22 protein-coding genes and 1 pseudogene are annotated in these 24514 nt (G+C 58.8%); 11 read left to right on the forward strand and 12 right to left on the reverse strand.

Annotated elements, in window-relative coordinates:
* Position 1 precedes the first annotated feature (1 nt).
* Together kynU and EFQ99_RS02655 are read left to right on the forward strand one after the other, a co-directional pair.
* Complete coding sequence (kynU, locus tag EFQ99_RS02650) at positions 2-1198, forward strand: kynureninase (protein WP_126919104.1); 1197 nt, start codon at positions 2-4, stop codon at positions 1196-1198.
* Positions 1198-1665, forward strand: coding sequence for a RidA family protein (locus tag EFQ99_RS02655; protein WP_208722712.1), 468 nt, complete (start codon positions 1198-1200; stop codon positions 1663-1665). The genes kynU and EFQ99_RS02655 overlap by 1 nt, the downstream gene beginning before the upstream one ends.
* 118 nt (positions 1666-1783) lie before the next feature.
* Here the strand turns inward: EFQ99_RS02655 and EFQ99_RS02660 are convergent, their stop codons facing one another.
* From EFQ99_RS02660 to EFQ99_RS02705, 10 genes are all read right to left on the reverse strand, one after another.
* Positions 1784-4024: a bifunctional diguanylate cyclase/phosphodiesterase gene (locus tag EFQ99_RS02660; protein ID WP_126919105.1), complete on the reverse strand. Its 2241-nt coding sequence runs from the start codon at positions 4022-4024 to the stop codon at positions 1784-1786.
* A 102-nt stretch (positions 4025-4126) separates the two neighbouring features.
* Positions 4127-4939, reverse strand: a complete 813-nt coding sequence (locus EFQ99_RS02665) for an ABC transporter ATP-binding protein (protein ID WP_126919106.1) — start codon at positions 4937-4939, stop codon at positions 4127-4129.
* Complete coding sequence (locus tag EFQ99_RS02670; RefSeq protein ID WP_126919107.1) at positions 4936-5925, reverse strand: ABC transporter ATP-binding protein; 990 nt, start codon at positions 5923-5925, stop codon at positions 4936-4938. The genes EFQ99_RS02665 and EFQ99_RS02670 overlap by 4 nt, the downstream gene beginning before the upstream one ends.
* Before the next feature lies 1 nt (position 5926).
* On the reverse strand, positions 5927-6784 hold the full coding sequence (locus EFQ99_RS02675) for an ABC transporter permease (RefSeq protein WP_126919108.1): 858 nt from the start codon (positions 6782-6784) through the stop codon (positions 5927-5929).
* A gap of 3 nt (positions 6785-6787) precedes the next feature.
* On the reverse strand, positions 6788-7792 hold the full coding sequence (locus tag EFQ99_RS02680; RefSeq protein WP_126919109.1) for an ABC transporter permease: 1005 nt from the start codon (positions 7790-7792) through the stop codon (positions 6788-6790).
* 120 nt (positions 7793-7912) lie between these two features.
* Positions 7913-9817, reverse strand: coding sequence for an ABC transporter substrate-binding protein (locus tag EFQ99_RS02685; protein WP_126919110.1), 1905 nt, complete (start codon positions 9815-9817; stop codon positions 7913-7915).
* A 188-nt stretch (positions 9818-10005) separates the two neighbouring features.
* Positions 10006-11514 (reverse strand): arabinosylfuranosidase ArfA, encoded by a 1509-nt coding sequence (gene arfA, locus EFQ99_RS02690; protein ID WP_126919111.1) that lies wholly within the window; start codon positions 11512-11514, stop codon positions 10006-10008.
* Positions 11515-11723: 209 nt separating this feature from the next.
* Positions 11724-12650 carry an ArsR/SmtB family transcription factor gene (locus tag EFQ99_RS02695; RefSeq protein ID WP_208722713.1) on the reverse strand — a complete coding sequence of 309 codons (927 nt, stop codon included), beginning with the start codon at positions 12648-12650 and terminating at the stop codon, positions 11724-11726.
* A 119-nt stretch (positions 12651-12769) separates the two neighbouring features.
* Entirely contained in the window at positions 12770-13153 is a 384-nt protein-coding gene (locus EFQ99_RS02700; RefSeq protein WP_126919112.1) for a type II toxin-antitoxin system VapC family toxin, read from the reverse strand.
* Positions 13150-13350 (reverse strand): type II toxin-antitoxin system VapB family antitoxin, encoded by a 201-nt coding sequence (locus EFQ99_RS02705; RefSeq protein WP_126919113.1) that lies wholly within the window; start codon positions 13348-13350, stop codon positions 13150-13152. Before EFQ99_RS02705 ends, EFQ99_RS02700 begins: the two co-directional genes overlap by 4 nt.
* A 211-nt stretch (positions 13351-13561) precedes the next feature.
* Between EFQ99_RS02705 and EFQ99_RS02710 the strand changes: the two genes are divergently transcribed.
* The 3 genes from EFQ99_RS02710 (at position 13562) to EFQ99_RS02720 (ending at position 14803) form a co-directional block, all read left to right on the forward strand.
* On the forward strand, positions 13562-13843 hold the full coding sequence (locus EFQ99_RS02710) for a hypothetical protein (RefSeq protein WP_126919114.1): 282 nt from the start codon (positions 13562-13564) through the stop codon (positions 13841-13843).
* Between the two features lie 72 nt (positions 13844-13915).
* Positions 13916-14224, forward strand: coding sequence for an immunity 53 family protein (locus EFQ99_RS02715; RefSeq protein WP_126919115.1), 309 nt, complete (start codon positions 13916-13918; stop codon positions 14222-14224).
* 12 nt (positions 14225-14236) lie between these two features.
* On the forward strand, positions 14237-14803 hold the full coding sequence (locus EFQ99_RS02720) for an ankyrin repeat domain-containing protein (RefSeq protein WP_126919116.1): 567 nt from the start codon (positions 14237-14239) through the stop codon (positions 14801-14803).
* A 199-nt stretch (positions 14804-15002) separates the two neighbouring features.
* Here EFQ99_RS02720 and EFQ99_RS02725 read toward each other — a convergent pair whose 3' ends face one another.
* On the reverse strand, positions 15003-16295 hold the full coding sequence (locus EFQ99_RS02725; RefSeq protein WP_425376261.1) for a cytochrome-c peroxidase: 1293 nt from the start codon (positions 16293-16295) through the stop codon (positions 15003-15005).
* A gap of 193 nt (positions 16296-16488) precedes the next feature.
* On the opposite strand from EFQ99_RS02725, the gene EFQ99_RS02730 reads away from it, so the two are divergent.
* Positions 16489-18033, forward strand: a complete 1545-nt coding sequence (locus EFQ99_RS02730; protein ID WP_126919117.1) for an acid phosphatase — start codon at positions 16489-16491, stop codon at positions 18031-18033.
* Positions 18034-18093: 60 nt separating this feature from the next.
* On the opposite strand, the gene EFQ99_RS02735 is transcribed toward EFQ99_RS02730, so the two are convergent.
* Positions 18094-19239, reverse strand: a complete 1146-nt coding sequence (locus EFQ99_RS02735; RefSeq protein ID WP_126919118.1) for a mandelate racemase/muconate lactonizing enzyme family protein — start codon at positions 19237-19239, stop codon at positions 18094-18096.
* Positions 19240-19303: 64 nt separating this feature from the next.
* On the opposite strand from EFQ99_RS02735, the gene EFQ99_RS02740 reads away from it, so the two are divergent.
* The 5 genes and pseudogenes from EFQ99_RS02740 to EFQ99_RS02760 all read left to right on the forward strand — a co-directional run bounded on the left by EFQ99_RS02740 (position 19304) and on the right by EFQ99_RS02760 (position 24433).
* Positions 19304-20002: a GntR family transcriptional regulator gene (locus tag EFQ99_RS02740; RefSeq protein ID WP_126919119.1), complete on the forward strand. Its 699-nt coding sequence runs from the start codon at positions 19304-19306 to the stop codon at positions 20000-20002.
* A 234-nt stretch (positions 20003-20236) separates the two neighbouring features.
* Positions 20237-21351, forward strand: a pseudogene (locus EFQ99_RS02745) (ABC transporter substrate-binding protein).
* 181 nt (positions 21352-21532) lie between these two features.
* On the forward strand, positions 21533-22450 hold the full coding sequence (locus EFQ99_RS02750) for a carbohydrate ABC transporter permease (protein ID WP_126919120.1): 918 nt from the start codon (positions 21533-21535) through the stop codon (positions 22448-22450).
* A 2-nt stretch (positions 22451-22452) separates the two neighbouring features.
* On the forward strand, positions 22453-23298 hold the full coding sequence (locus EFQ99_RS02755) for a carbohydrate ABC transporter permease (protein ID WP_126919121.1): 846 nt from the start codon (positions 22453-22455) through the stop codon (positions 23296-23298).
* 7 nt (positions 23299-23305) lie between these two features.
* Entirely contained in the window at positions 23306-24433 is a 1128-nt protein-coding gene (locus EFQ99_RS02760; RefSeq protein WP_126919122.1) for an ABC transporter ATP-binding protein, read from the forward strand.
* Positions 24434-24514 lie beyond the last annotated feature (81 nt).

A 24514-nucleotide genomic window follows, 5' to 3' on the forward strand; every position in this document is an offset into this window, starting at 1 on the left:
CGTGAGCGTATCGAACCTACCTCTGAAGCACCTATTCGAAATCCCTGAAGACACCATCTATCTGGATGGCAACTCGCTGGGATGCCTTCCCAAGGGCGTTGTGGGCCGGGCGACCGATACCATCGGGCGCGAGTGGGGCGGCCAGCTCATCCGCGCGTGGAATTCCGCCGGATGGATGTCTCTTCCGCAACGGGTGGGAGATCGGATCGCGCGCTTGATCGGTGCTGCCGAGGGTTCCGTGATCACGGGAGACACCCTTTCGATCAAGGTCTATCAGGCCGTGGCGTCCGCGCTGAAGATGCGGCCCGGCCGGAAGGTCGTCCTGTCCGATAGCGGCAATTTCCCGACGGATCTCTACATGGTCCGGGGCCTGCTGCAGACCATCGACGCGGGTTACGAACTCCGTACTCCCGAACCGGAACAGGTCGCCGATACCATCGATGAGACGGTCGCCGCCGTGCTGCTGACCCATGTTGACTATCGCACGGGCCGCATGCACGACATGGCGGAGATCACTCGCCGGGCGCAAGCAGCCGGGGCGGTGATGATCTGGGATCTCGCCCATAGTGCTGGGGCGCTTCCGCTGGATCTCGCAGGCTGCGGGACGGAGTTCGCAGTCGGATGCACGTACAAATATCTCAACGGCGGTCCCGGAGCACCGGCATTCATCTATGTCCGCCCCGACATAGTGGCGGACATCGAGCCTGCGCTCGCGGGTTGGATGGGCCATGATGCTCCCTTCGCCATGGAGCTTCATTACAGGCCGGCCATGTCCACGGAACGGCTGAGAGTGGGAACACCCGCTATTGTCCAGCTTTCTATGCTCGATGAGGCGCTGAATGTGTGGGACGGCGTCGAACTGGCAGATGTCAGGAAGGCCTCGATCGAACTTTCGGAGCTGTTCATCGCCGAGATCGAAAGACGGTGCCCCCAGCTGACCCTGGCATCCCCGCGTGATGCCGCAAAGAGAGGCTCCCAAGTATCGTTCGCCTTCGACAATGGCTACGAAGCCATGCAGGCGCTGATAGACCGTGGGGTAATCGGTGATTTCCGTGCGCCGAACATCATGCGCTTCGGCTTCACGCCGCTCTATCTCGATGCTCAGGACGTTCTCGCCGCCGCTGGGATATTGGAAGAGGTGATTTCTAAAGAGCTCTGGAGAGATCCCAAATACAGTGCTCGATCGAGGGTCACCTGATGAATTTCACTGATATCAAGAGTGCGGCAGGGGACCATGGTTTTGGAAATAATGAAGAAAGATCCCGTGTGAAACCAAGAGTCATTCACCCCGAGGGGTGGGCCCAAGCCCTGGGTTACGCGAACGGCATGCTGATGGCCGATGGGACACTTCATATCGGCGGCCAGATCGGCTGGACCAAGGACAAGGTGTTTGAGGCCAAGGATTTCATCGGCCAGATGGAACAGGCGCTGTCTAATGTCGCCGAGATCGTCAAGGCGGCCGGAGGGGAAATCACCGATATTGGCCGCCTCACGTGGTTCGTGAAGGACAAGGCCGAATACCTCGCCAAGCAAAAGGAAGTCGGTGCGGCCTATCGTCGTGTGTTCGGAAAGCACTTTCCCGCCATGTCCATGATCGTCATCAAGGACCTCGTCGAAGATGAGGCTTTGATCGAGATCGAGGGGACTGCTTACATCCCGTCCTGACGGGATTCCTCACCTCCGTCGGTGTGCTGACGGGTTGCCGATGCAGCGGCCCGTCTTCCTGCGGCCGAAATTCCAAGCGGCGACGAAGCCGGCGTGGTGTGCTTTGCCTGGAATTGCTCTATCGGCCTACTTCTGCAACGCCTTTGTCCTTCATACGGCAGAATTCAATCAACTGCTCCGAGGACATCGGTCGCGCCAGGGCGTAACCTTGCAGGATATGGCAGCCGAGATCTTTCAGGATCTTCGCATGTTCCATTGTCTCCACGCCCTCGGCAACGATGTCGATGTTCTGCGATCGGCCGATTTCGATAATGGAGGTGACCAGACGGCGCTGAGATGGAGACGCGATAATCGGCTTGATGATTTCGCGATCGATCTTCAGTCTTCGCGGCTCAAATCGAAGCAAACTGACGATGCTGGCATGTCCGGTGCCGAAATCATCGATCTCGATTTCGATGCCAAGCTCTTTGACCGCTGGAATGATCTCATTGAGGACGGGTTGAAGTTCGTCGAAGGAGATTGTTTCAAGCAGCTCGAAACACAGGCGACCGCTCGCGAGCGGAAGCTCGGACAGCTCGGCAAGCAGGTTCGGCTGCGCCAGTCGACGCGCAGACATGTTGACTGAGACACGTGGGATTTGCATTCCCAGGCTGTCCCACCTTGTCAGCTCGAACAGGGCCTTTTGCAGGATCAGCCTGTCCATGTCGCCGGTACGCCCCAGCCTTTCCGCAACATCAAGAAATTTGTCCGGGGCAAGCAGTCCTTTTCGAGGGTGATCCCAGCGGGCAAGCGTCTCGACACCGACAATATCCAACGTGTTTGCATTGAACTGCGGTTGGAAGAACGCGACCAGTTCATCGCGATCGAGCGCATGATTGAATTCATCCGCCAATTCTTTCGAATGGATCGCGGCGCTGCGAAGCTCTTCCGTAAAGACGGCCGCTCGGCCGCGGCCCGTCTTCTTCGCCTCATAGAGAGCCAGATCGGCATTGAGAAGCAATTGACCGAGGTCCCGGTCACCAGCATCAGTTTCCCACGCGACGCCGACGCTTGCGCCGACCAGACACTCCGCACCATCAATGAAAAGGGTCTGCTCCAGTGTATCGACGATTTGCTGCGCCAATTCGTTGGCCTTCGGCTCGGGATTGGTGCTCCAGCTGGCGAAGATGAACTCATCTCCACCGATCCGAGCCGCTACGTCGTTTGGACCAGCCAAATCGGCAAGGCGGAAAGCCGTTGCCTGCAAGACCGTGTCACCTCCGGCATGCCCCTTCGTGTCATTGATCTCTTTGAAGCGATCGAGGTCGATATGAATGAGTATCAGACAATTGTCTGGGCTGGGTCTTTGCGGTTGCGCGATCATCCGGTCGACAAATCGGCGATTGGGAAGCCCGGTCAGGGCATCATGCAATGACAGGTATTCCAGCCTTTGCTGTGCTCGAACGAGCTTTTTCTTGTGAAGGCGAAGCTTTTCAATCGTTCCTTGGCGGGATTTTGTCAGAAAACCGACCCAGACAATCGGCGCAACGACGCATAGTGACAACAGGATCGCATAGAACTCAAAAGTCCCAATCCCGCTATTTTGACCCCATCCTTGCTTTGGCCGCGCGGCGAGGGTCCATCTGCCATAGACCATATCGACGGATGTCTGGACCGGTTTTTTTGAAAACGTTCCCAGGTTACCGAAAAAAACCTGCTCGGGTGACTTTGGCTCCGGCGTGGTGCTGATGGCAATCTCGAGCTCGGTCGAACCAAGGCCACTTTCCTGGTAAAGCCTTGGTGTGTCCACGATCCCAGAAAGCAGCCCCCAAAAAATCTGGCTCGTGCCGTCATTGATATAAATTGGGCACCTGACCACAAAAGCAATTCCACCTTGGACCAGTTCCACCGGTCCCGTCAGAACGATATTGTGCGTGTTGCGCGCCAGCATCGCGGCAGCCCGTTGCTTCTCATTCGTTCGGTAGTCGAGTCCGATGGCCTTTTCGTTGCCTTTCTCCGGGTAAACCCACCGGACGACCATACCGGGCGCCGCGGCAAAGCTTCGCAATTGTGAATCCGGCTGCATGATCTGGGCCGCAAGTTTGGAAAATCCGCTTTGGTCCATCGTCGGATTGACTGCGATACCAGCCGCTAGCCCTTGCAATAGCTTTACATTGCTATTGAGGTTCGTCTGAAGCCGAGACGATATGGTGGCAAGCTCGCCGGCGACAATCGAGCGTTCATCGGCAAGTGATTTCTCCAGTCGCCAGTTCGTTGCTACCCAGACAACGATTAAAGCAATAGTTGCTGCAAAAATTGCCGGCGCGAATGCGCTGGTATGGCTCATGATAGAGCGAGCTAGATTTCTTCGAAACTTCATCAGGTTGCCGGCGTGGATGACAGGCGCTCATCCTGGCACAGCTTCTTTAAGGTAACGCTAAACTCGCCAAGGTCCGATAGAGCGGCCTATTCCCCACAGCACTTACGTCGCCGGGCTGAAATCGGCGCCAAGAACCGCATCCTTCAGCGCCCTTGAATATGGATGCTGCGGGTTGTCCAACACGGTCCGTGCTCGTCCCCGCTCGACGATTTCGCCCTTGCGCATGATGATGATGTTGTCGCTGACATAATAGGCGGTGGCGAGGTCGTGGGTGATGTAGATGATCGAAAGCCCGAGTTCGCTTTTCAGGCGGCCGAAGAGGTTGACGATCGCCATGCGCAGCGAGGCGTCGACCATCGATACCGGTTCGTCGGCCACCAGCAGGCGGGGCTGTGGGATGAGCGCGCGGGCGATGGCGACGCGCTGCAGCTGGCCGCCGGAGAGTTCGTGGGGAAAGCGGCCCTTCACCTCTTCCAGCGTCAGGCCGACATGATGGAGCGCGGCATCGGCCATTTTTTCCGCCTGTTGCCGGTCCGGCCGTTTTCCGGAGGCGGAGAAATTGCGGGCGGTCTCGAAGAGGTAGCGGTCGACCCGCTTCAGCGGGTTGAAGGCTTCGAAGGGGTTTTGAAGAACCGGCTGGACCTCTTTCATGAAAGCCTTGCGTTCGGCTCTGCTATGGATGGCGACGGTTTTGCCATCGAATTGAAGCTCGCCCTCCGTCGGTTCGGTCTGGCCGAGGATCATCGCCGCGACCGTCGATTTTCCCGAGCCGGATTCGCCGACGATCGAGAGGATCTCCGGCTCCTCTCCAAGTTCGAAGCTGACATCCTTGACCGCCGTGATCAGGCGCCGGCCAAGCATGCCGCCCTGCCGGTAGACTTTCGTGACATGCGAGAGGCTAAGCAGAGCACTCAAACCGGATCTCCCGTAACCGCAAAACATGCCACGCGCCGCTGCGGCTCGACGGTGACCAGGGGCGGAACCTTCTGTGAGCAAATCTCCATCCGCTTGGGACAGCGCGGGTGAAACCGGCAGCCTTCCGGCGGCATGGCAAGGTTCGGCGGGCGTCCCTCCAGCGAAGGCCGCGTCGTCGCATCGCCGATGCGCGGCAGGCTGCCGACGAGGTGCTGCGTATAGGGGTGGAGCGGCATGCTGAAGAGTTTGGCGGTCGGCGCTTCCTCGACGAGACGCCCGGCATAGACGATGCCGATGCGGTCGGAGACCGTCGCGTGAACCCCCATGTCATGGGTGACGAACAGGAAGGACGAGCCCATGTCGCGCTGGATCTCGCGGATCATCGACAGGACGTCGCGCTGAACGATCACGTCGAGCGCGGTCGTCGGTTCGTCGGCGATGATGAATTCCGGCGTCAGGATCGTGGCAAGTGCAATGGTCATGCGCTGACGCATGCCGCCGGAGAGTTCGTGCGGATAGGCGTCGAGCAGCTGCGGATCGAGCTTCAGCCGCTGCAGATGGGTGGCGACCCTTTCGAAAAACACACGCCTGTCGACCTTCATGTGGCGAAAGGCAAAATCGGTGAAGGAGTGACGAATCCGGCGCACCGGATTGAGCACATTCATCGAACCCTGCATGATGTAGGACAGATGTCGCCAGCGCAGCGCCATGCGCTCTTCCGGCTTCATTGCGTAAATGTCCTGGGTGCCGCCGGCGAAATGGAATTTCACGTTCCCCGATACGACCCTCAGCGGCGGTCGGATCGCGCCGGCAATGGTCTTGATCAGGGTCGTCTTGCCGCTGCTCGATTCACCGGCAACGCCATAGACCTCACCGCGGCCGATTGTCAGGCTGATATCGTCGACGGCGCGCACTTCGCGATCGACGCCATAAAGGAAGGCGCGGTAATAGGCCTTCAGATTCTGGATTTCGACCAAAGGGTCCATACTAACTTCCCATCCGATTCAGCCGGCTGCGCGGATCATTGTATTCGTTCATCGACATCGACAGCAGGAAGAGCGCCAGGAAGAGGATGACGATGACGGCGACGGGGGCTGCCACCCACCACCATATGCCTGATATCAGCGCCGAATGGGCATTGGCCCAGTAGATCATCATGCCCATGGTCGGCGTCTCGATATCGGTGAAGCCGAGCACCGACAGGGTGATCTCCATGCCGATCGACCAGATCATGTTGTTCATCGTCGTGGCGAAGACGATCGGCAGCACATACGGCAGGTGCTCCTCCACGAGGATCTTGCGCATCGTCATGCCGGAATAGACGCTCTGGGTGGTGAATGGTCGGCTCTTCAGGCCGAGCGCCACGGAGCGGATCAGCCGAGCATCATAGGACCAGCCGAGCGAGGCCATGATGACGATCAGCACGGCCCAGGTCATGTTGTCCTTCAGCACGAAATAGAAAAGGATCAGCAGCGGAAATTGCGGGATGACCATGACGCTGTCGTTGATCGCCATCAGCACCCGGTCGACCGTGCCGCCGGCATAACCGGCCACCAGCCCGACAACCAGCGAGATGATGCGCGAGAGAAAGGCGACGCCGATGCCGAAAAACAGCGTGTTGCGCAGCGCCGTCGTCAGCTGCCAGAATACATCCTGGCCTCGTGAGGTGGTGCCCAGCCAATATTCGCTATCCGGCGGCATATCGGGCGGCAGGAGATAGATGTCGGTCGCGCCATAGGGCGAGAAATAGGACAAGATGACGAAGCCGACGATGACGGCAAAGAGCAGCAGACCGCAGAGGAATTCCATGTTCTGGCGGGCGAGGTCGCGGATGATGGTAAACATGGCCTATTCCACCTTGATGCGCGGATCGATCAGCGGGCTCAGCACGTCGATGATGAAGACGGCGGCGGCGACGCCGACGATCGAGAGCGCGCTGAGACCGAGCACCAGGCTGTAGTCGCCGGCATGCACCGCTTCGATCAGCAGATTGCCGATGCCGGGATAGCCGAAGACGATTTCCGTGATGACCGTGCCGTTGAAGATCGCGCCGAGCGACATGGCAAGCCCGGTGAATTGCGGCACCATGGCATTGCGGGCGATGTAGGAGCGCAGGATCTTTCCCTTGGGAACGCCGCCGAGCTCGGCAAAGACGACATAGTCGTCGGTGATGATGTTGGAAACCAATGCCCGCATGCCGATCAGCCAGCTGCCGGCGCCGACAAGGATCAGCGACAGGGCCGGCAGGATGGAGTGTTTGAGGATATCGAAGATGAGAGCAAAGGAGAGGTCCAGATTGGCGTTCATCTCATAGCCGCCATTGATCGGCAGCACCGGCCAGATAAAGCCGAAGACGATGAGAAGCACGAAGGCGAGGATATAATAGGGAATGGGCAGCATCGCGATGAAGACGAGACTGACGGCCTTCAGCACCATGTCCTTGCGGTAATAGCCGGCAAGCGCGCCGATCGCATTGCCGAGCACGAAGGTGATCAGCGTCGACACCGTCATCAGCCCGATCGTCCAGGGCAGGGAGCGCAGAATGATGGTGGAGACGGGGGTCGGAAAGGCCGAGAGCGAGGGGCCGAGATCGCCGGTCGCAAGCCGCAGCCAGAAATGCAGATATTGCTCCCAGATCGAGCCCTGCATTCCGTACAGCTCGCGTAGCGACTGGCGCATCAGTTCGATCGCATTGGGATCCGACTGACCCATCTGGGTGATCGCACCTATGCTTTCTTCGACCGGGTCGATCGGGGTCAGGTGGGTGACGAAGAAGGTGATCGTCACGCCGAGAAAGACGACGAGCAGAAACTGACCAAACCGCTTCAGCACAAAGATCAGATAGGACGTCATAAGGCGGAAGTTCCTCTCTGGTTCCTCTCTTGAAAGGATCGACGAGCACGGGCGGCTTCAAGCCACATGCCCGTCGATGAGGGGGCCGGCGCGATGGCTCGCGCGCCGGCGTTGGGAGGGTTATTTCGGTTGAGCCGGTTTCAGCTTGACCATCATCAACCTGGAGTTCGCCCAGTTCGGCACCGGATCCGTATAGGGGTCCTTGATCGTCGGATAGCCGGTCCAATAGGTCGTATCCATCGACGTGAAGACGTTATAGGACATCAGCGGGATCGTCGGCATTTCGCGGGTGACCAGCTTCAGATAGTCCTTGCCGAGCTCCATGCCCTTCGGATCGTCGGCACTGATGCCGCGGATGCTCTCGATGATCTTGTCGAGCTCCGGATTGGACCAACGCTGCCAGTTGCGCGGCGGCTGAACGTCACCCTTCTTCGCGACGAACTGGGAGTGCCAGCTGTCGAGGAAGAAGGAGAGGTCGGGATCGCCGCCCCAGGTTTCGACGCTCCAGGCGATCGCCACCTGGAAATCGCCGGGCTGCAGCGCCGTCTGCCAAAGTTTCGCGGCGGGAACGGCTTTGGCGTCGATACCGAAGGCCGCCCATTGCTGCGCGATCAGCGTGCCGGCGCGAGTGAAGACCGAGCGAGTGTCGCCTTCGACCGTCATTCGGATCTTGAAGGGCTGGCCGTCCGGAGTCAGCCATTTGCCGCCGGATTTCTTGAAGCCTGCCTTTTCCAGAAGTTCGCCGGCCGCTTTCGGGTCCGGTTTCCACCAGCCATAGCCGAAGGCACCGCTGATCGCCTCCGGATCGGTCGGGATCTGGTCCTTGAACTTCGGCTGCTTGCGCAGGATATCGGCGATCTGTTGCCCGACTGTCGGGTCATAGGGCTTGATCTTGCTCTTGCCGGTATCGATCTCGAAATTCTTCAGCCAATCCTGCATCGGCGCCTGATAGTCTTTCATCGTAGCCGCCGTCGGCGGCACGCCGAGCGCCGAAAGCGTCGCCGCCCCGCGGTAGCTCGCCATGTCGACGGCCTTGATGTCGATCAGCAGCGCCAGCGCCCAGCGCACATCGGCATTGTCGAACGGCGGATTCTGGGTGTTGAAGATGACGGCCGGAAGCGTCGGATCCGGATGGGCGAAGGGGAAGCCCGGGAACCAGGTGTCGATCGTCTTCGACTTCTCCTTGAGGGTGAACATGCCCTCCGGCGTGTTGTCGTGGATGATATCGAGATTGTGCTCGAGCTGGGCGATCGTGCGCTTATCCGGCGGGCCGGGATCGGTATAGGTCACATATTTCGGGGCCGGCTCGCCGAAGCGGGCCAGCGAGGTCCGCTGCCAGTCGTCGCGCTTCTCCCAGGTATACCATTTGCCCTGCGGGTCGTAGGCCTTCAGCTTGTAGGCGCCGAGCGAGACGGGGTTGGCGAAATCGTAGCGAAGCGGATCTTCGACTTTCTCGAAGACGTGCTTGGGCATGATCCAGGCGCCGTTCCAGCGAACGGTGAAAATGGCGTGGAAGCGCGAGTTGGGCTTCTTCAGCTTGAACACGACGGTCTGGGGATCGGTCGCCTCGACGCTTGCCACCTGCACCGAGAAGGCCGCACTCCAGACCATGCCGGGATGGTCCATCTGGGTCTTGACGGTATAAACCACGTCGTCGGCCGTAAATTCCACGCCGTCGCTCCAGTAGAGCCCCTTGCGCAGTTTCACGGTCATCTCGGTGAAGTCGGCATTATATTGCGGCTTGTCGGCGGCGAGCGAATTGTCCCAGGCCGCGCCGCCAAGCCCTTGTTCGGGGTCGATGTACCAGAGCGTATCCATGGTCAGTTGCTGCAGGCCGGTTGATACGCCGCCCCCGCCATTGACCCAGATGTTGAACCAGCCGGGATTTTTGATCGTCCCTTCCGGATTTTCGACGATGAGCGTCTCCTTGCGGGGCAAGGAGGTGTAGTCATCGGCCTTGGCGGCGGCTGCCAGACTGAGTGCGGCCAGCGCGACGCCGAATGCGAGCCTCTTCCACTGTTGCATGAACTCCTCCCTAGAAAGCGACGATACGGCGGCCGCTAAGGCACGCATGGGCACGTCGCGGTTGTCGGTTCGCAGAAGCCGGAGCTTGGCAGCTCGAGGCCTCGGCGAACCATCCCTCCGGCTCGCTGCCTCCTCGCAGTGAGCCGAATACTCTGAGCCGGGGCCGATGGGCTGCCCGGCGACGGCTGTCACACCGACAGCCGGATGACGCTGTAGGACAGCGGCTTCAAGGCCGCCCGCAACCTTCCGTCCTCGACCTTCGCAGTCTCGACGTTGACGGGAACGACCGTCCCCGGCCGCGCGGCCGTGTTGACCGCTTCCAGATCACTGTGGGTCATTTCCACCTGCTCGATCAGGCGAGCATTTCCGAACCCTTCCAGTCGCACGTCGAGATCGAGCGCCGTATCCGGATGACGGTTGACAGCAAAGAAGGTGAGCGACCGGCCGTCTTCGGAATGGACTGCCGATACGTCGAGATAGGGAACGTCGTTCTCCTCGTCGCTGTCATAGGTCGGGCCATCGACGACGAGCTGCAGTGCTGTGCCGCGGCCATATCGGGAGGCGTAGTAGAAGGGGTAATAAATGGTCTGGCGCCAGGCAGCACCGCCATCCTCGGTCATGATCGGGGCAATGACGTTGACGAGCTGGGCGATGCACGCGATGCGCACCCGGTCGGAACGGCGGATGAAGGTGTTCAGGATGCCGCCGACCTGCAGCACGTCCTCGAAATTATAGACGTCTTCCAGCAGATGCGGTGCATCCGGCCAGTCGTCGCGGGCCAGGATTTCCTTGTCCTGCTGGTTGGAATGATACCAGACATTCCATTCGTCGAAGGAAATGCCGATGGTTTTCTTCGAGCGCTTCTTCGCCTTGATGTAATCGATCACGCCGCCGATCGTGGTGATGTAGCGGTCGAGCTTCGTCGCGCGGGCGAGATAGTTGAGCGTATTCTTCTCGCGGTTGGCAAAATACATATGCAGCGAGATATGGTCGGCGCTGTCGTAGCACTGTTCGAGAACCTGAGCCTCCCAATCGGGATAGGTCTTCATATCCGAATTGGACGAGCCGCAGACCACGAGTTCGAGCGACTTGTCGAAGCCGCGCATCGCTTTCGCCGTCTCATCCGCCAGCCGGCCATATTCATAGGCCGACTTGTGACCGACCTGCCAGGGACCGTCCATCTCGTTGCCGAGGCACCACAATTTGACATCATGCGGATTGGACCAACCGTGCTTGCGGCGCAGATCCGACCAGTAAGTGCCGCCGGGATGATTGCAGTATTCCAGGAAATTGCGGGCGGCATCCAGGCCGCGTGATCCCAGATTGACGGCAAGCATCGGCTTGGTATTCGCCTTCTTGCACCAATCGACGAATTCGTTGACGCCGATCTGATTGGCCTCGCGGGTGCGCCAGGCAAGGTCGAGACGTACCGGGCGCTCCGAACGCGGGCCGACGCCGTCTTCCCAATTATAGGCCGATACGAAATTGCCGCCGGGATATCGGCAGTATGGCGTATCGAGCTCACGAACCAGATCAAGGACGTCGCGGCGAAAACCGTCTTCGTCGGCTGTGGGATGTCCCGGCTCGTAGATGCCGCCGTAAATCGCTCTGCCCAGATGCTCGAGAAACGAGCTGTAGAGCCTGGAATCAATGGTCGCGATGCGGAAATCGCGGTGGGCAACGACATTCGTCTTCAACGGATCCTCCCGTTTATGTATCAAGAATTTTGTTTTCTTGCCTCTAACTTGATATCAGGAATGTCGTTCTGTCAACCAAACCGCATCTTTAATCATACTAATATGATTTTCAGAAAAATTAATTTATTACAATAGTTTGATGTATTTCAGTTTATGCTGATGTGAAAAAGAAGTGCATGATTGAAATCAAGATATCCGATATTGATCGATTAGACGTGCAGCCGCATGATGATATCGCGGCCGTGATTTCCGAAGCCGCGGCCGAAAATATTCACGCCGCCGGTATGGCCGGCATTTTCTGCGATGCCGACCCGGAGCCGGATGGAGGAGTGCTGGGCAAGGGCGAGATCGCTGAGCGTGACATTCGATGCGGCGATGCCGTCGATGAAGGTTCCGCGCGTCGAGATCCGCCAGGTCTTCATCGTCCCATATTGCGAGCCCTCGAGCTTCCACCATGCCGGCGTGAAGGCGCCGCGCTTGTCGCCGTAGTCGCCCGGCGAGGTCCAGGTGCCGATCGCCATGCCGTTGACCCAGAGCGTGATATCGGAGGGCCAGTCCGGATTGGTGCCGGGCACCTCCGACGAAAGTTCCAGCGAAAACTCGATGGCACGGATATCCTTGTTCAACACCTTGGCATTGTTGGGGAATTTATATTCCACATAGCCCCGTCCGAACCAGACCAGACCGGCCTGCATGCGCTGCGGATCAAGGAAATAATCGGGCACATCGAGGGGGCCGATGACGCTCTCGGTCGAGCAAAGACCGCAGGGCGCATGAACGTCGCAACTGGTGTAAAGTCCGACCGGCATCTCGACTTCGATGATATTGTTGGCCCTTTGGGCGGCACTTTCCTCGAAGCTGATCAGAATTTCGCTGTAGATTGCGGAGCAGATCTTCTGGTTTCCCTTCCGGGCTTTCGCCAGTTGGGAATCGACAAGCCGGGCGTCTTCCAAAATCTGGATGCCGGTTGCGACGGTGGATTGGGGGAGAGAAAGAGTCCGCGCGATATCGTTGATATTCATTGGTCCCTTAGCGCAGAGCAGCCTGAGTATCTCAACTCTTGCCGGTGCCGAAAGCGCGCGCAATGCATCATTATTCTCGCCGGCGGCAATCGTCAAAAACGAGCGTTCCATCATTTCCCCATCATTTCCGATGAAATGATGTATATCGGAAATTATGATACGGCAAGTGGGCGCTTCAAAGGTGAGGGATCGAAAGAGGTCGGAAACCTTCGACTAGCAGCATTATTCAGCATTCAGCGACGCACATTGACAGGCGCATATAGGGAAACGCCCGCCTTTTCGGCCGCTGCCTGCAGACGTTTGTCTCTGGTCCATAAGGCTGCTCGCTGATCAAGGAGGACCGAGGCGCGCAAGTGGGTATCCGTATAACCGATGCCCATGCTGAAAATGTTGTGGCGATCAATCATCGTCATCACTTCGTCGTGTGTGGCGACGGACACCTCGCGTTGGGCCGCCAGGAAAGCGATAACGCTGCCGCGATTGCGGAAGCTGCCAAGAGCCAACTCGCCAATCACAACCGGATGGCACAGGAGACGATCGTCCTCAATAATCGCACGCAGCTCTGAATCGGCATGGCGGAAATGGTCAATCCAGATAGAAGTGTCCGCCAGTATCACTTGGCCGCGGCGCTCCGGCGTCGTGGGGCTGCCTCTGCATCCGGCATGGTTCCTCCGAGCGCGATGAGGCGCTTTCCGGACTCCACTCGGACAAGCGTCTCCAACGCCTGGCGGACGAGAGCGGCAGTTTCTTTTGTGCCGGTGAGGGCCCTGGCTCTTTCCAGGAGAGCGTCGTCGAGGTTGATAGTCGATCGCATCGTCCAGCCTCCTTGTCCTGGCGTTTAAATAGCACCATTTGGTGCTGAAAGCTATGCCTGCCGCTCGACCCCATACGTCGGAAATTGTTAGACTAGGACGCTCAATAGCGGGCCGAACGATGGATACTCTATATTAAAATAACGACCCGGCCGGACCGTTTACAACCTGCAAACTGCTGTGCCAGAAGAACTAAGCTCTTGGGGGTATGAGATGGGTTATATCGCTGCCACATGTGAATACGGGTTGGTAATGCGGAAAGCCGCTCTGGCCGAAAAAACCCTTGCGCGGCAAGTTCTTGACGACGTGATGCAGGGCATCGACCTTATTGCGGAAAACGAGGATCTTCTGACGTTCGGACCATTGTTTGGAGAAGAGGCTTACCAAGCCATTATGCGGCGCCTCGAGATCGCTGGTCTTGTCTATGTCGACGATTATTTCGGCTTGGATTTTCTGGTGCCTCACTGGGCGGGAATCGGTGTTCAGTGGCGATAGCGACGGTTTCGATCCGGTGGTGACGGTCGGTGACATCTAGGTAGCGCGAGAGATTGAAAGGTGGGGTAACTGATGGATGCCGTTTCAAGGTTGTGTGCCTGGTTTGAGCGCCAATGCATAGACGAATGGCATGAGGACCGCGGGATCAAAATCGATACCATCGACAATCCCGGTTGGTCGATGAAAGCCGACCTCAAGGGAACGGTCCTTCAAGGCAAAGAATTTGAGGAGGTCCGAGTCGAAAGATCGGAGCGTGATTGGTTTGTTGCTCGCAGAAATGGGCAAACCTTTGAGGCATTTGGTGGGCCAACGAACCTCACTGAAATGATTGAAAGCTTTCTCGCGTGGGCTGAGAACGGACTGCGCGACCGTCTCTACTAAGGCAGGTGATCAATGGAAACCATTACGGGGACTGACGGCATACTGAACAGAGTTGAACTCGGCAACTTCAGCACTCCCACGAACGACCAGTCGAAGATTGAGCATTTCATTGCGCGAATAGTGGCCGGCGCTTCGCAAGCTCAGCTGGAAGTCGAGTCAAAGGAACTCGACTTGAACCAAGTCGGCCTTCATGGTCGGACACCGCTCATGGTCTCGGCAGCTGAGGGTTTGCTTGCAGCGGTTGAGACGCTGGTGCGAAACGGTGCATCAGTAGACGCGGCAGGTCGCGGTGAAATAACGGCGCTGCACGAGGCATCTGCGAATTGCGAAGCAGCCGTTGCACACTACCTCCTATCCCTTGGCGCGGACGTTAACGCCCAGACCGTCGATGGCGTGACCCCGCTCATGTGTGCGGCGGCATGGGGAAGCACCGACGTTGCAAAGCTATTGTTGGAGAACCATGCGGACCTGACAAAGACCGATCGCACTGGTGCAACGGCCGCCGATATTGCACGCGAGAAAGGTGAGGACGATACCGCAGACCTGATTAGCTCATACTCGTCGCGGAAGAGTGTATAGTCTTCTGAAAGCTGACTTCTGGAAGGCGTTCGGCATCGAGTCTAGCCAGTCGAAAAAGTCCGCGCATAGCGTGCTGCGGGATCGATGGGCTCAGGAGGTGGATGTCTTCTTCGGCGCAATTGCCGAGCCGTTCCAGGTGGTGCTGCGATGTGACGGCACAGAAGTGGTGTCGGTGTCGTCGTTGTATCTGGAGGATGCTTCAGTGCCCGGTCGCCCCCGGCAGCAGATCGGCATCCGTCAGCGTCCCCAAAAAGGCAACGATGTCATCGATCTCGGGGTCGGTCAGCGTCGGCGCATCACCGGGTTTCCGGCCGAAGGGCGGGTCCTGGTTGAGATTGTCCCAATAGACTTGCGGCAGGTCGTCATAGCGGCGGATCGTGCCGTCTGCATTTTTCGGATACCAGCGGCCGGGATCGCTGTCGCGGGTCGCGTAGAAGGAGACGACGTCCCGCAGCGTGTGGAAGTAACCGTTGTGGAAGAAGCTCTTCTTCAGCGCGACATTGCGCAGTGTCGGCGTGCGGAACAGGCCGCAATATTCGCTGTGGCCGGCAAGGTCTGTGCGCTGAGGGCCGCAGAGGCCGAGGTCGTGATAGCCGGGGTTGGCGTTGGCCGGGATCGCCATGTTGCGGGGTGCGCCGAGGCCGAGGAAGCCGAAATCGGAAAAGAGCGGCGGCTCGCCGTCATTGGCGGGTTCGCTGAGGTGGCAGCTCGAACAGTTGCCCTTTGCGGGATCTTCGAACAGCTGCCGCCCGTGCAACTCCTGCGCGGTCAGCGTCGCCTTGCCGGCGAGGAAGGCGTCGTAGCGGCTGGAATAGGGATAGAAATCCGTGCCGCTCTGTTCGAAAGTGGCGAGCGCCTCGGCGGCGGCGTCGAACGTGTCTTGCGGGTTGTCGAACACGGTCTCGCCGAAGGCTGCCTTGATGTCGGCGGCGTAGGGCGCCTTGCGCAATTTGGTGGCGACCTCGGCCGCATCCTTGTTGCCCATCTCGAAGGATGAGAGCAGCGGGATCTTCGCCTGGTTGGCGCCGTGGTCGACCCGGCCGTCCCAGGTCAGGCCGCCGGTGGGGCCATTGTCGACGCTCTCGTCGCCCTCGTCCTCGGAATCGTAATAATGTTCGGTGAAGGCGGGCACGGCCTGCAGATAGCGCAGCGTCGGGACGGCGCGTAGCCCCGACCGGTCCATATGTTCGCCACCCATTTCGACCGGCGCGGCGGATGCCGGGCCGAAAGCGTGCGCCGGGTCGTGGCAGGAGGCGCAGGCCTGCAACCCCGAGGCCGACAGCGAAGTATCTGAGAATATCTTCCGGCCGAGCGCGGTCAGCGTTTCGGCCCGGGCGAAGGCCTCGGCGCGCGACATCGGGCCGGGATGCACGCCGGAAGCTGCCGCCGCGCTGCTTTGCCGCAGCGGCAGAATGGCCAGACACAGTGCCGTAACACCGATGCCGACTGCCAGTCTGGACCGCGCAAACCGGAAAGTCGTCTTCGTCATCATAAGGATTCCAATAGCTTAGGACTGCCTTCCATCATCATCAAACCTCGCTGCAACAAATTGATGACGGTCGCTCTCCCGCCGCTTCGTGACAGAACCATGTCACAAAGTTGATAGATGGCGGGTCTAGCGTCGGCGCGCCCCCGAGCGTTCCCCGCTCCCTCTAGCCAACGCCCCCTAGCCATGAGGTACCCCCGTGAAAAGACTGAAACTCCTCGCCTCGATCTGTCTCGCCGGATCGGCCTTCGTTCCGCTCGCCATGGCGGCATCAGCCCATGCCGCACCGGCCGGTTACGACAAGATCGACAATATCGTCGTCATCTATGCCGAAAACCGCAGCTTCGATAATCTCTATGGCGGCTTTCCCGGCGCCAACGGTCTTTCCAATGTCAGCCCCGAGCAGGCCCGCCAACTCGACCGTGACGGTCAGCCGCTCGCCGAACTGCCGCCGGCCTGGGGCGGGTTGACCGCCAAGGGCGTCACGCCTGCCATCACCGAGGCGCAGTCGGCCCATCTTGCCAACGCCAGCTTCGCGATCGACGATCCGAAGGGTTTTGCGCAGGCGCCTACGGTCATTACCCGTGACCTCTGGCACCGCTTCTATCAGGAGCAGATGCAGATCGACGGCGGCAAGAACGACAAGTTTGTCGCCTGGGCCGATTCCGGCAGCCTCGTGATGGGCCATTACGACGGCTCCATCCTACCGATGTGGCAGGTCGCAAAGAAATACGTCCTTGCCGACAACTTCTTCCAGGGCGCCTTCGGCGGCTCGTTCCTCAACCATTTCGCGCTGGTCTGCGCCTGCGCGCCCTATTATCCCGATGCCGACAAGAGCTCGGCCAAGCCTGTGATCGCCAAGGTCGATGCGGATGGCACGTCGCTTGTTGTGGCGGAGAACGCACCGAAGTCGGCGCTGGAGGGCGCACCGAAATTCGTCTCCGACGGCACGCTGACGCCCGACTTCTACGCCGTCAACACCATGCAGCCGCCCTATGAGCCGAGCGCCAATCCGCCGGCCAAGGACGGCGATCCGGCCTTTGCCGATCCCGCTGCCGCCACGACCCTGCCGCCGCAGCATGCGATCACCATCGGCGACCTCCTGTCGCTGAAGGGTGTCAACTGGGCCTGGTATGGCGGCGCCTGGCAGGCCGCCCTCGACGGCAAGAACGCCACGCCGGTGCCGAACTTCCAGTTCCACCACCAGCCGTTCAACTATTTCGCCAATTTTGCGCCCGGCACGCCCGCGCGCGCCGAACATCTGAAGGACGGCGGCCTTGCCGGCGAGGCCTTCCTCAAAGATATCGACGACGGCAAGCTGCCGGCGGTTTCCTTCTACAAGCCGCAGGGCAACCTCAACGAACATGGCGGTTATGCCGATGTGTCGAGCGGCGACCAGCATCTTGCAGATATCGTCTCCCACCTCGAAAAGAGCCCGCAATGGGGCCATATGCTCGTCATCGTCACCTATGACGAGAATGGCGGCTTCTGGGATCACGCCGCGCCGCCGAAGGCCGACCGCTGGGGTCCGGGCAACCGCATTCCGGCCTTCATCATCTCGCCCTTCGCCAAGGGCGGCACGGTCGATCATACCCAGTACGACACGACCTCGATCATCCGCCTGATCACCGCGCGCTACGATCTGCCTGTCTTGCCCGGCATCGTCGCCCGCGACGAGGCGCTGCGCAACAACGGCCAGCCGCCGATGGGTGACCTCACAGCCTCGCTCGACCTGACGCATTGACGCTTGACAGCGGCCCCGGTCACCGGCCGGGGTCGGACAGGATGCGTTATACGTCGACGCTCATCCAAGGTGCGGGGGTAGTCGGGAATTCTCGGGCGCGGGGCCAAGCTCTGATCGTTGCAGTCTGCTTGGGCGCGCCCACTCGCGACGTGCAACCTCGGACAGCACAAGGCCGTGGCCCGGACGGTCAGGCGCATAGGCGTACCCGTCTCTGATTTCAATCGGCGTGTCGACCAGATGATCGAAATTCTGGAACGAATATTCCAGCCATTCGACTTCCGGGAGGGCTGCAGCCATGTGTACGCCGATCTCCAGGAATGTGTTGCCGAGACTGACGGGCACGCCAAGTTCCGCCGCCAGCCAGCCGATCCGCATGACATCGGACACCTGCCCGTGAACGTTGAGGATATCAGTTCCATGGTTTTCGAGCAGGATTCGCTTTCCGGAAAGGTCGAGATACTCGCCGCTGTTGATTTGAGTCCAGTTGACGGCATGGCGAAGGGTGCGCAATCCCTCGAAGTCGTGCCGCAAGATTGGGTCCTCGACCCATAAAAGCTCGTGACCTGCATCGCGGATCGCCGTCAGCTTCATCAAGGCTTCCTTAGAACTCCAGGCCTCGTTGGGGTCGATCATGACGAGCGATCCTGCCGGGACGACCTCTTTCAGGAGATCGAGGCGTCGCAGGTCCCGACTGAAGTCAGGATGTCCGACTTTAATCTTGAAAGCCGAATAACCGATGCTAGCCGCATGGGAGAACAGCGCTGCGAAGGCATCGTCGCTCAGGTGGAAATCAAGACCGCTGGCGTACGCGCGAACCCTGTCGCGACGGCTTCCAAGCAACGTGTGAAGCGGCAAGTTGACTTCCTTGGCAGCGAGGTCCCACAGCGCCACCTGCAACGCTTCGTGGAACGGCAGAGAGAATGCGCGCTGGTTACCGCCTCTTGGACGGTTGACGCGGTGTACCAGCGCGATCGCCTCCTGCCCCTTCAGGGAAGGCCACACCTCGTTCTCGAACACGGCTTCGATCTCCGCCTGGTCAGGCAGAGGGTGGAACAGGGTCTGGATGAAACCCAGGCCGACAATCCCTGCCTCCGTCACGAGTTCGAGCGCGGCAACGTTCACGTCGTCGGCCCTGACCTGGCTGTCGCCGATAACTCTGTCGCGAGCGAACTGAAAACGGGTTATACGAAATTGCGAGAGGGGCATGACGATGCGCTCTAATCTGTTAATTCGTTGAACTGATCTATCAGATAGGCTAGATACTGGACACATGAAGAAATCGCAAGAGCGTGTCGGAACGAAATTCGAGAGGCCCGACGTAACCGCGCGGCGGCTGAGTGACATCGCATACGATCGAATCCTCGAGAGCTTGTTCGACCGCAAGGTTCCAGTCGGTGCGTTTATATCTCAGAATGAATTATCGGCGATCGTCGACGTGCCCGTCGCGCCACTTCGCGACGCGCTGCGCATGCTTGAAGCGGAAGGGATCTTGACCATCCATCCGCGCTCCGGAATCCAGTTCGTACGACCAGGATTGGAGCTGACGCGGTCTACCTATCAGTTCCGTTCCATTGTCGAGAAAGCAGCCGTGCGTGTGTTCGCCGAGGAAGGCGATGAAAATGTGATGAATGCGTTGGAAGTCAGGCATTCGCGGCTCATCAGAAAGGTTGAGAGAGACGGAATCACAACGGAGAGCCTGACCGAAACCGACGAGCTCGAACTTGAACTTCATGGTCAGATCATCAAGGCCCTTCGCAACCCTCTGATCGAAATCGCCTACCGCCGAATGCACAATTACCTTCGGCTCCTTCGCCTCGACCGGAAATTGACGGTCCCTATCCTGCTTCGCACGTTGAAGGAGCACCTCGATATCCTTGAGGCGTGTGCAACGAGAAACGCGGACGCCGCGGAGAAGGCGCTGCAGGCACATTTCCAAGCTGCAATCCAACGCAATCTTGGTCTGGTCTGATCCCGTAGGCGGAATGGCGGTGGAACTGGTCTTGCCGAGAATTGTAAAGGATGCTACTTCCCGAACTGATCTATCAGACAGAAGATCTGATATTTTTGGGAGGAAGCTATCGTGCAAATCAATAAGCGGGAATTTCTAATCGGAGCCGCCGCTTTGGCGCTGGCTGGTAACGGTCGCACGGCGAGCGCGGCTACGGCTATCAACTACTGGCATCATTTTGCCAGCCAATCCGAGATGGCGGGTCTTCTCAAGATCATCGAACTGTTCGGCAAGGCCCACCAGGGAATTGCCATTACACAGGAGAGCATCCCAAACTCGGAATACATGGCTAAAATCTCCTCCGCTGTTGTGGCTGGGGGCCGTCCCGATACGGGAATGGTAATTGCGGAGCGTTTTGCCGACCTCATGGCAATGGGTGCGCTGACTGACATCACCGAACGCGTGAATGGCTGGAAGCAGAAAGTGAACTTCCCTGACAACCGATGGACAGGCATGTCAAAGGATGGCGCGATCTATGCTGTTCCCGCTTCGCCTTCGTTGACTGGATGTACTATCGGAAGGACTACTTCGAGGAGGCGGGGCTGGGCGAGCCGCCGAAAACTTTCGAAGAATTCCTGTCCGCCTGCCGGAAACTTACCGATCCCTCCAAGGGCCGCTACGCGTTCGGGATGCGTGGAGGCGCGGGCGCTTTCAAATACGTTATCGACGTGATGGAAGCCTTCGGATCACCGATCGTGAAAGATGGGCAGGCAGCTATCGACAAGGCCGCTGCCGTCGAGGCCCTAACTTTCTACTCGAATCTTTTCTTGAAGGAGAAGGTCGTCCCGCCCAGCGCGCCAAACGACAGTTATCGCCAGATAATGGAAGGCTTCCGCACCGGACAGACTGCCATGATCTGGCATCACACAGGTTCGCTGATCGAAATCTCGGGCGCCCTCAAACCCGGCGACCAGTTTGCCACAGCGCCCATGCCCACCGGTCCAAAGGCGCATATCGCCCGCGTGGCATACGCTGCGAATGGAGTGATGAAGGACGACAATGTCGATGCGGCATGGGACTGGGTGAGCTTCTGGGGCGAAACGGAAGCCGCCCTCGCACTGCTTGAGGCGACAGGCTATTTTCCCGCGTCTGCGGCTGCCTTGGAAGACCCGCGAATCAAGTCCAATCCGATCTATCAGGCTGCAGCAGCTACACTTGATTTCGGGCGCCTTCCCAACAGTTTCGTCGGCGCCGCGGGCTGGTCCGAGACCGTCGTCAATCCCGCGTTTCAATCCGTGCTGACGGGACAGCTGACACCCGATCAGGCGGTAGACCGCATGATCGAGGGTCTCGAAACCGCACTTCGCTAAATTCGCTAGAGCGGTTCAACTTTTCAGGGAACCGCTCTAACTTTTTGTTTTTACACAATTCCCGGCGAAACCGCTTGGCGCTTTGCCTGAGTAACCGCTTCGCACTTTTCCTGGAATTGCTCTAGCGCGACGACTCCGGCCATCGCGTTAGCAAAGAAGGACGGCAATTGGCCGCGAGTTCATGGCATCCACTTCCCGGTTGAAACTTTCGCACGCCATCGGAGATCTTTCCGAGACGCGTTACTGGGTCTATCTGCTGCTTCTGCCCAGTTTGACCCTTCTCCTTCTCGTGATTGCCTACCCAACGATCTACAGCTTCGTCATAAGCGCACGGGAGATGCGTCTCACGCGGCCGGGCTTAAGCGGGTGGGTGGGATTGAAACATTATTCGGCAATGGTTTCGGACCGGGTGTTCTGGATTTCGCTCAAGAACACGGCGATCTGGGTGACCTCGGCGATCGCGTTGGAAGTTCTACTTGGGTTCGTTGCAGCGCTCGCGCTCAACCGTAACGTCCCGGGCACGAAGTTCTTCGGGGTGGCGATCCTGCTACCTTACTTCTTGCCGAATGTCGTGGCTGGCCACATGTGGGCGCTCATGCTGGATCCCCGCTTGGGAATAATCAACGACATCCTCGTCCATATTGGTCTGCTGAACAGTTACAAAGCTTGGTTCGCCGATCCGGATACGGCGCTCGCAGCCGCGATCCTCGTCGAGGGATGGCATGGATTTCCGTTCTTCGCGCTGCTTTTCCTGGCGGGCCTGAAGGGCATTCCGGAAGACCTTTACAAGGCGGCAGCTGTAGATGGCGCGGGAGCCTTCCGGCAGTTCCGGCTGATTACGGTACCGATGTTGAAGACCGTGATCACCGCCGCCGTTATCCTGAGGGTGATCAGTCTGGTGAATTCACCCGATCTGTTGCTGGTCCTCACCGGAGGCGGGCCAGGTAATGCGACCCAGGTCCTGTCGCTTTACGCATTTCAGGTCGCCTACCGTGAATTCAACTTCGGCTATGCCGGCGCCCTGTCGGTCGTGATGTTCGCTCTGCTGATGGTGTTTGCCGTGCTCTATATCCGCCTATCCCGCATTTCGGAGGAATGAGATTGCTGAAAACGAAAAACAGCAGGCGTGCTGCGGGGGATGTCCTTGCATATGCGGTCCTTACGTCGCTTGCGGTTTTCTGTCTCGGACCGATGGTCTGGATGTTGATGACTTCGCTCAAGCGGGAGGCGGACATCGTTACCTCACGGATGCAGTATATTCCGCGCTCGATCACGTTCGAAAACTATGCTGCGATATGGACGCAATCGAACTTTCCGGTTCTCATAGCAAACAGCATTGTTGTGACGACGACCACCGTTGTGATTTGCGTTGTTACCGGGACGCTTGCCGCTTACGCCTTCTCGCGCTTTTCATTCCGTGGACGTGACAAGATAATGCTCGGATATCTGCTTGTTCGCATGTTTCCGGCAGTGATGATGATCATCCCACTCTACCTCATGATGCGGACGGCTGGCCTGGTCGACAGCCGATTTGGACTCGCGCTGGCATACACCAGCTTTCTGTTGCCGCTCTTTGTCTGGATGCTCAAGGGGTTCCTCGATGCCGCGCCCAAAGAGCTTGAAAGCGCCGCGAGGATCGATGGCTCGACAAGGTTCGGCGCGATGGTGCGAATAGTTTTGCCATTGGCCAGGAACGGCTTGGTAGCGAGCTCCGTCTTTATCGCTATTGCCGCCTGGAACGAGTTCATTTTCGCCTTGATGCTAACGACAGGGCAAGGCTCCCGCACCTGGCCTGTGGGGCTTCAGCTTATGGTCGGCGAGTTTCAATTGCCCTGGGGCGTACTCGCTGCAGGCGGCATCCTCAGCATTCTTCCTGTGGTTTTCCTGTTCGCTGTCGTTCAGCGTACCATGGTCCAAGGGCTGACGGCAGGCGCGGTGAAAGGATAGGGCACAGATGGCAACTCTTTCAATCAGTAACATCCGCAAGTCCTACGGCGCGCTGGATGTCCTTCACGGCATAGATATCGAGCTTGAAGACGGCGGCTTCCTCGTGCTTCTCGGGCCGTCCGGATGCGGAAAGTCAACCTTGCTCAACATCGTTGCAGGCCTTGATGATCCGAGCGCTGGTGACGTCGAAATCGGCGGCAAATCCGTCATCGAGCTTCCGCCGAAGGACCGCAACATCGCCATGGTCTTCCAGTCCTATGCGCTTTATCCGACGATGTCGGTCGAGCGAAATATCGGCTTCGGTCTCGAGATGCGGGGGGTCGAGGAAGGGGCGCGCAAGACCGCTGTGCAGCAGGCGGCGGACGTGCTCCAAATCGGCCATTTGCTTGATCGCAAGCCAGCCAATTTGTCGGGCGGGCAACGCCAGCGTGTCGCCATGGGTCGCGCCCTCGTACGAGATCCGGATCTGTTCCTGTTTGATGAACCTCTTTCGAACCTGGACGCAAAGCTTCGTGTGGAAATGAGGACGGAGATCAAGAGACTCCACGAGCGTCTGGGCACCAGTATCGTTTACGTCACTCACGATCAGATCGAAGCGATGACACTTGCCACCAAAGTCGCCGTGATGAGGGGTGGGTATGTCCAACAACTCGCCGACCCTCGCACCATTTATGAAAGACCCGCCAACATATTTGTCGCAAGTTTCATCGGGTCCCCGTCGATGAATTTCATCAAAGGTACACTCAATATTGCCGCGGCGGGAAGTCGATTTACCGGTGTCGACGTTGATGTTGCCATCAGCAGTGGGGACCACCGTGCCAAGCAGTCGGACTGCATTCTCGGAGTGCGGCCGGAAGAGCTGAAGATCGCGAGGGAGGGCGACCGCGCTCTGCGGGGGGTGATTGATGTCGTAGAACCGACCGGACCCGACACGATGGTCACGGCTATCGTCGGCGGACAGACGGTGGTTGCGCGGGTCGAGGCCCGCTTTTCCGGGAGGCGCGGTGATCCCATTGCGTTTCAAGTCGATCCCGCAAGCGTCAATTTGTTCGATCCACGTACAGAGGCGCGGATTGACCTGCCCAACTGGGAAAGTGAAGGCACTGGCCCACTCCCAGAGGAAGTCAAGCTCTAGACCCGGGTGGTGCCGCCATCCCGCAAGAATCGCGGCCATCGCCGCAAAATCGCGCGTTACAAACCCTTCGGTGGACGCCGA

The organism is Rhizobium vallis (assembly GCF_003985155.1).
GTDB lineage: Bacteria > Pseudomonadota > Alphaproteobacteria > Rhizobiales > Rhizobiaceae > Rhizobium > Rhizobium vallis.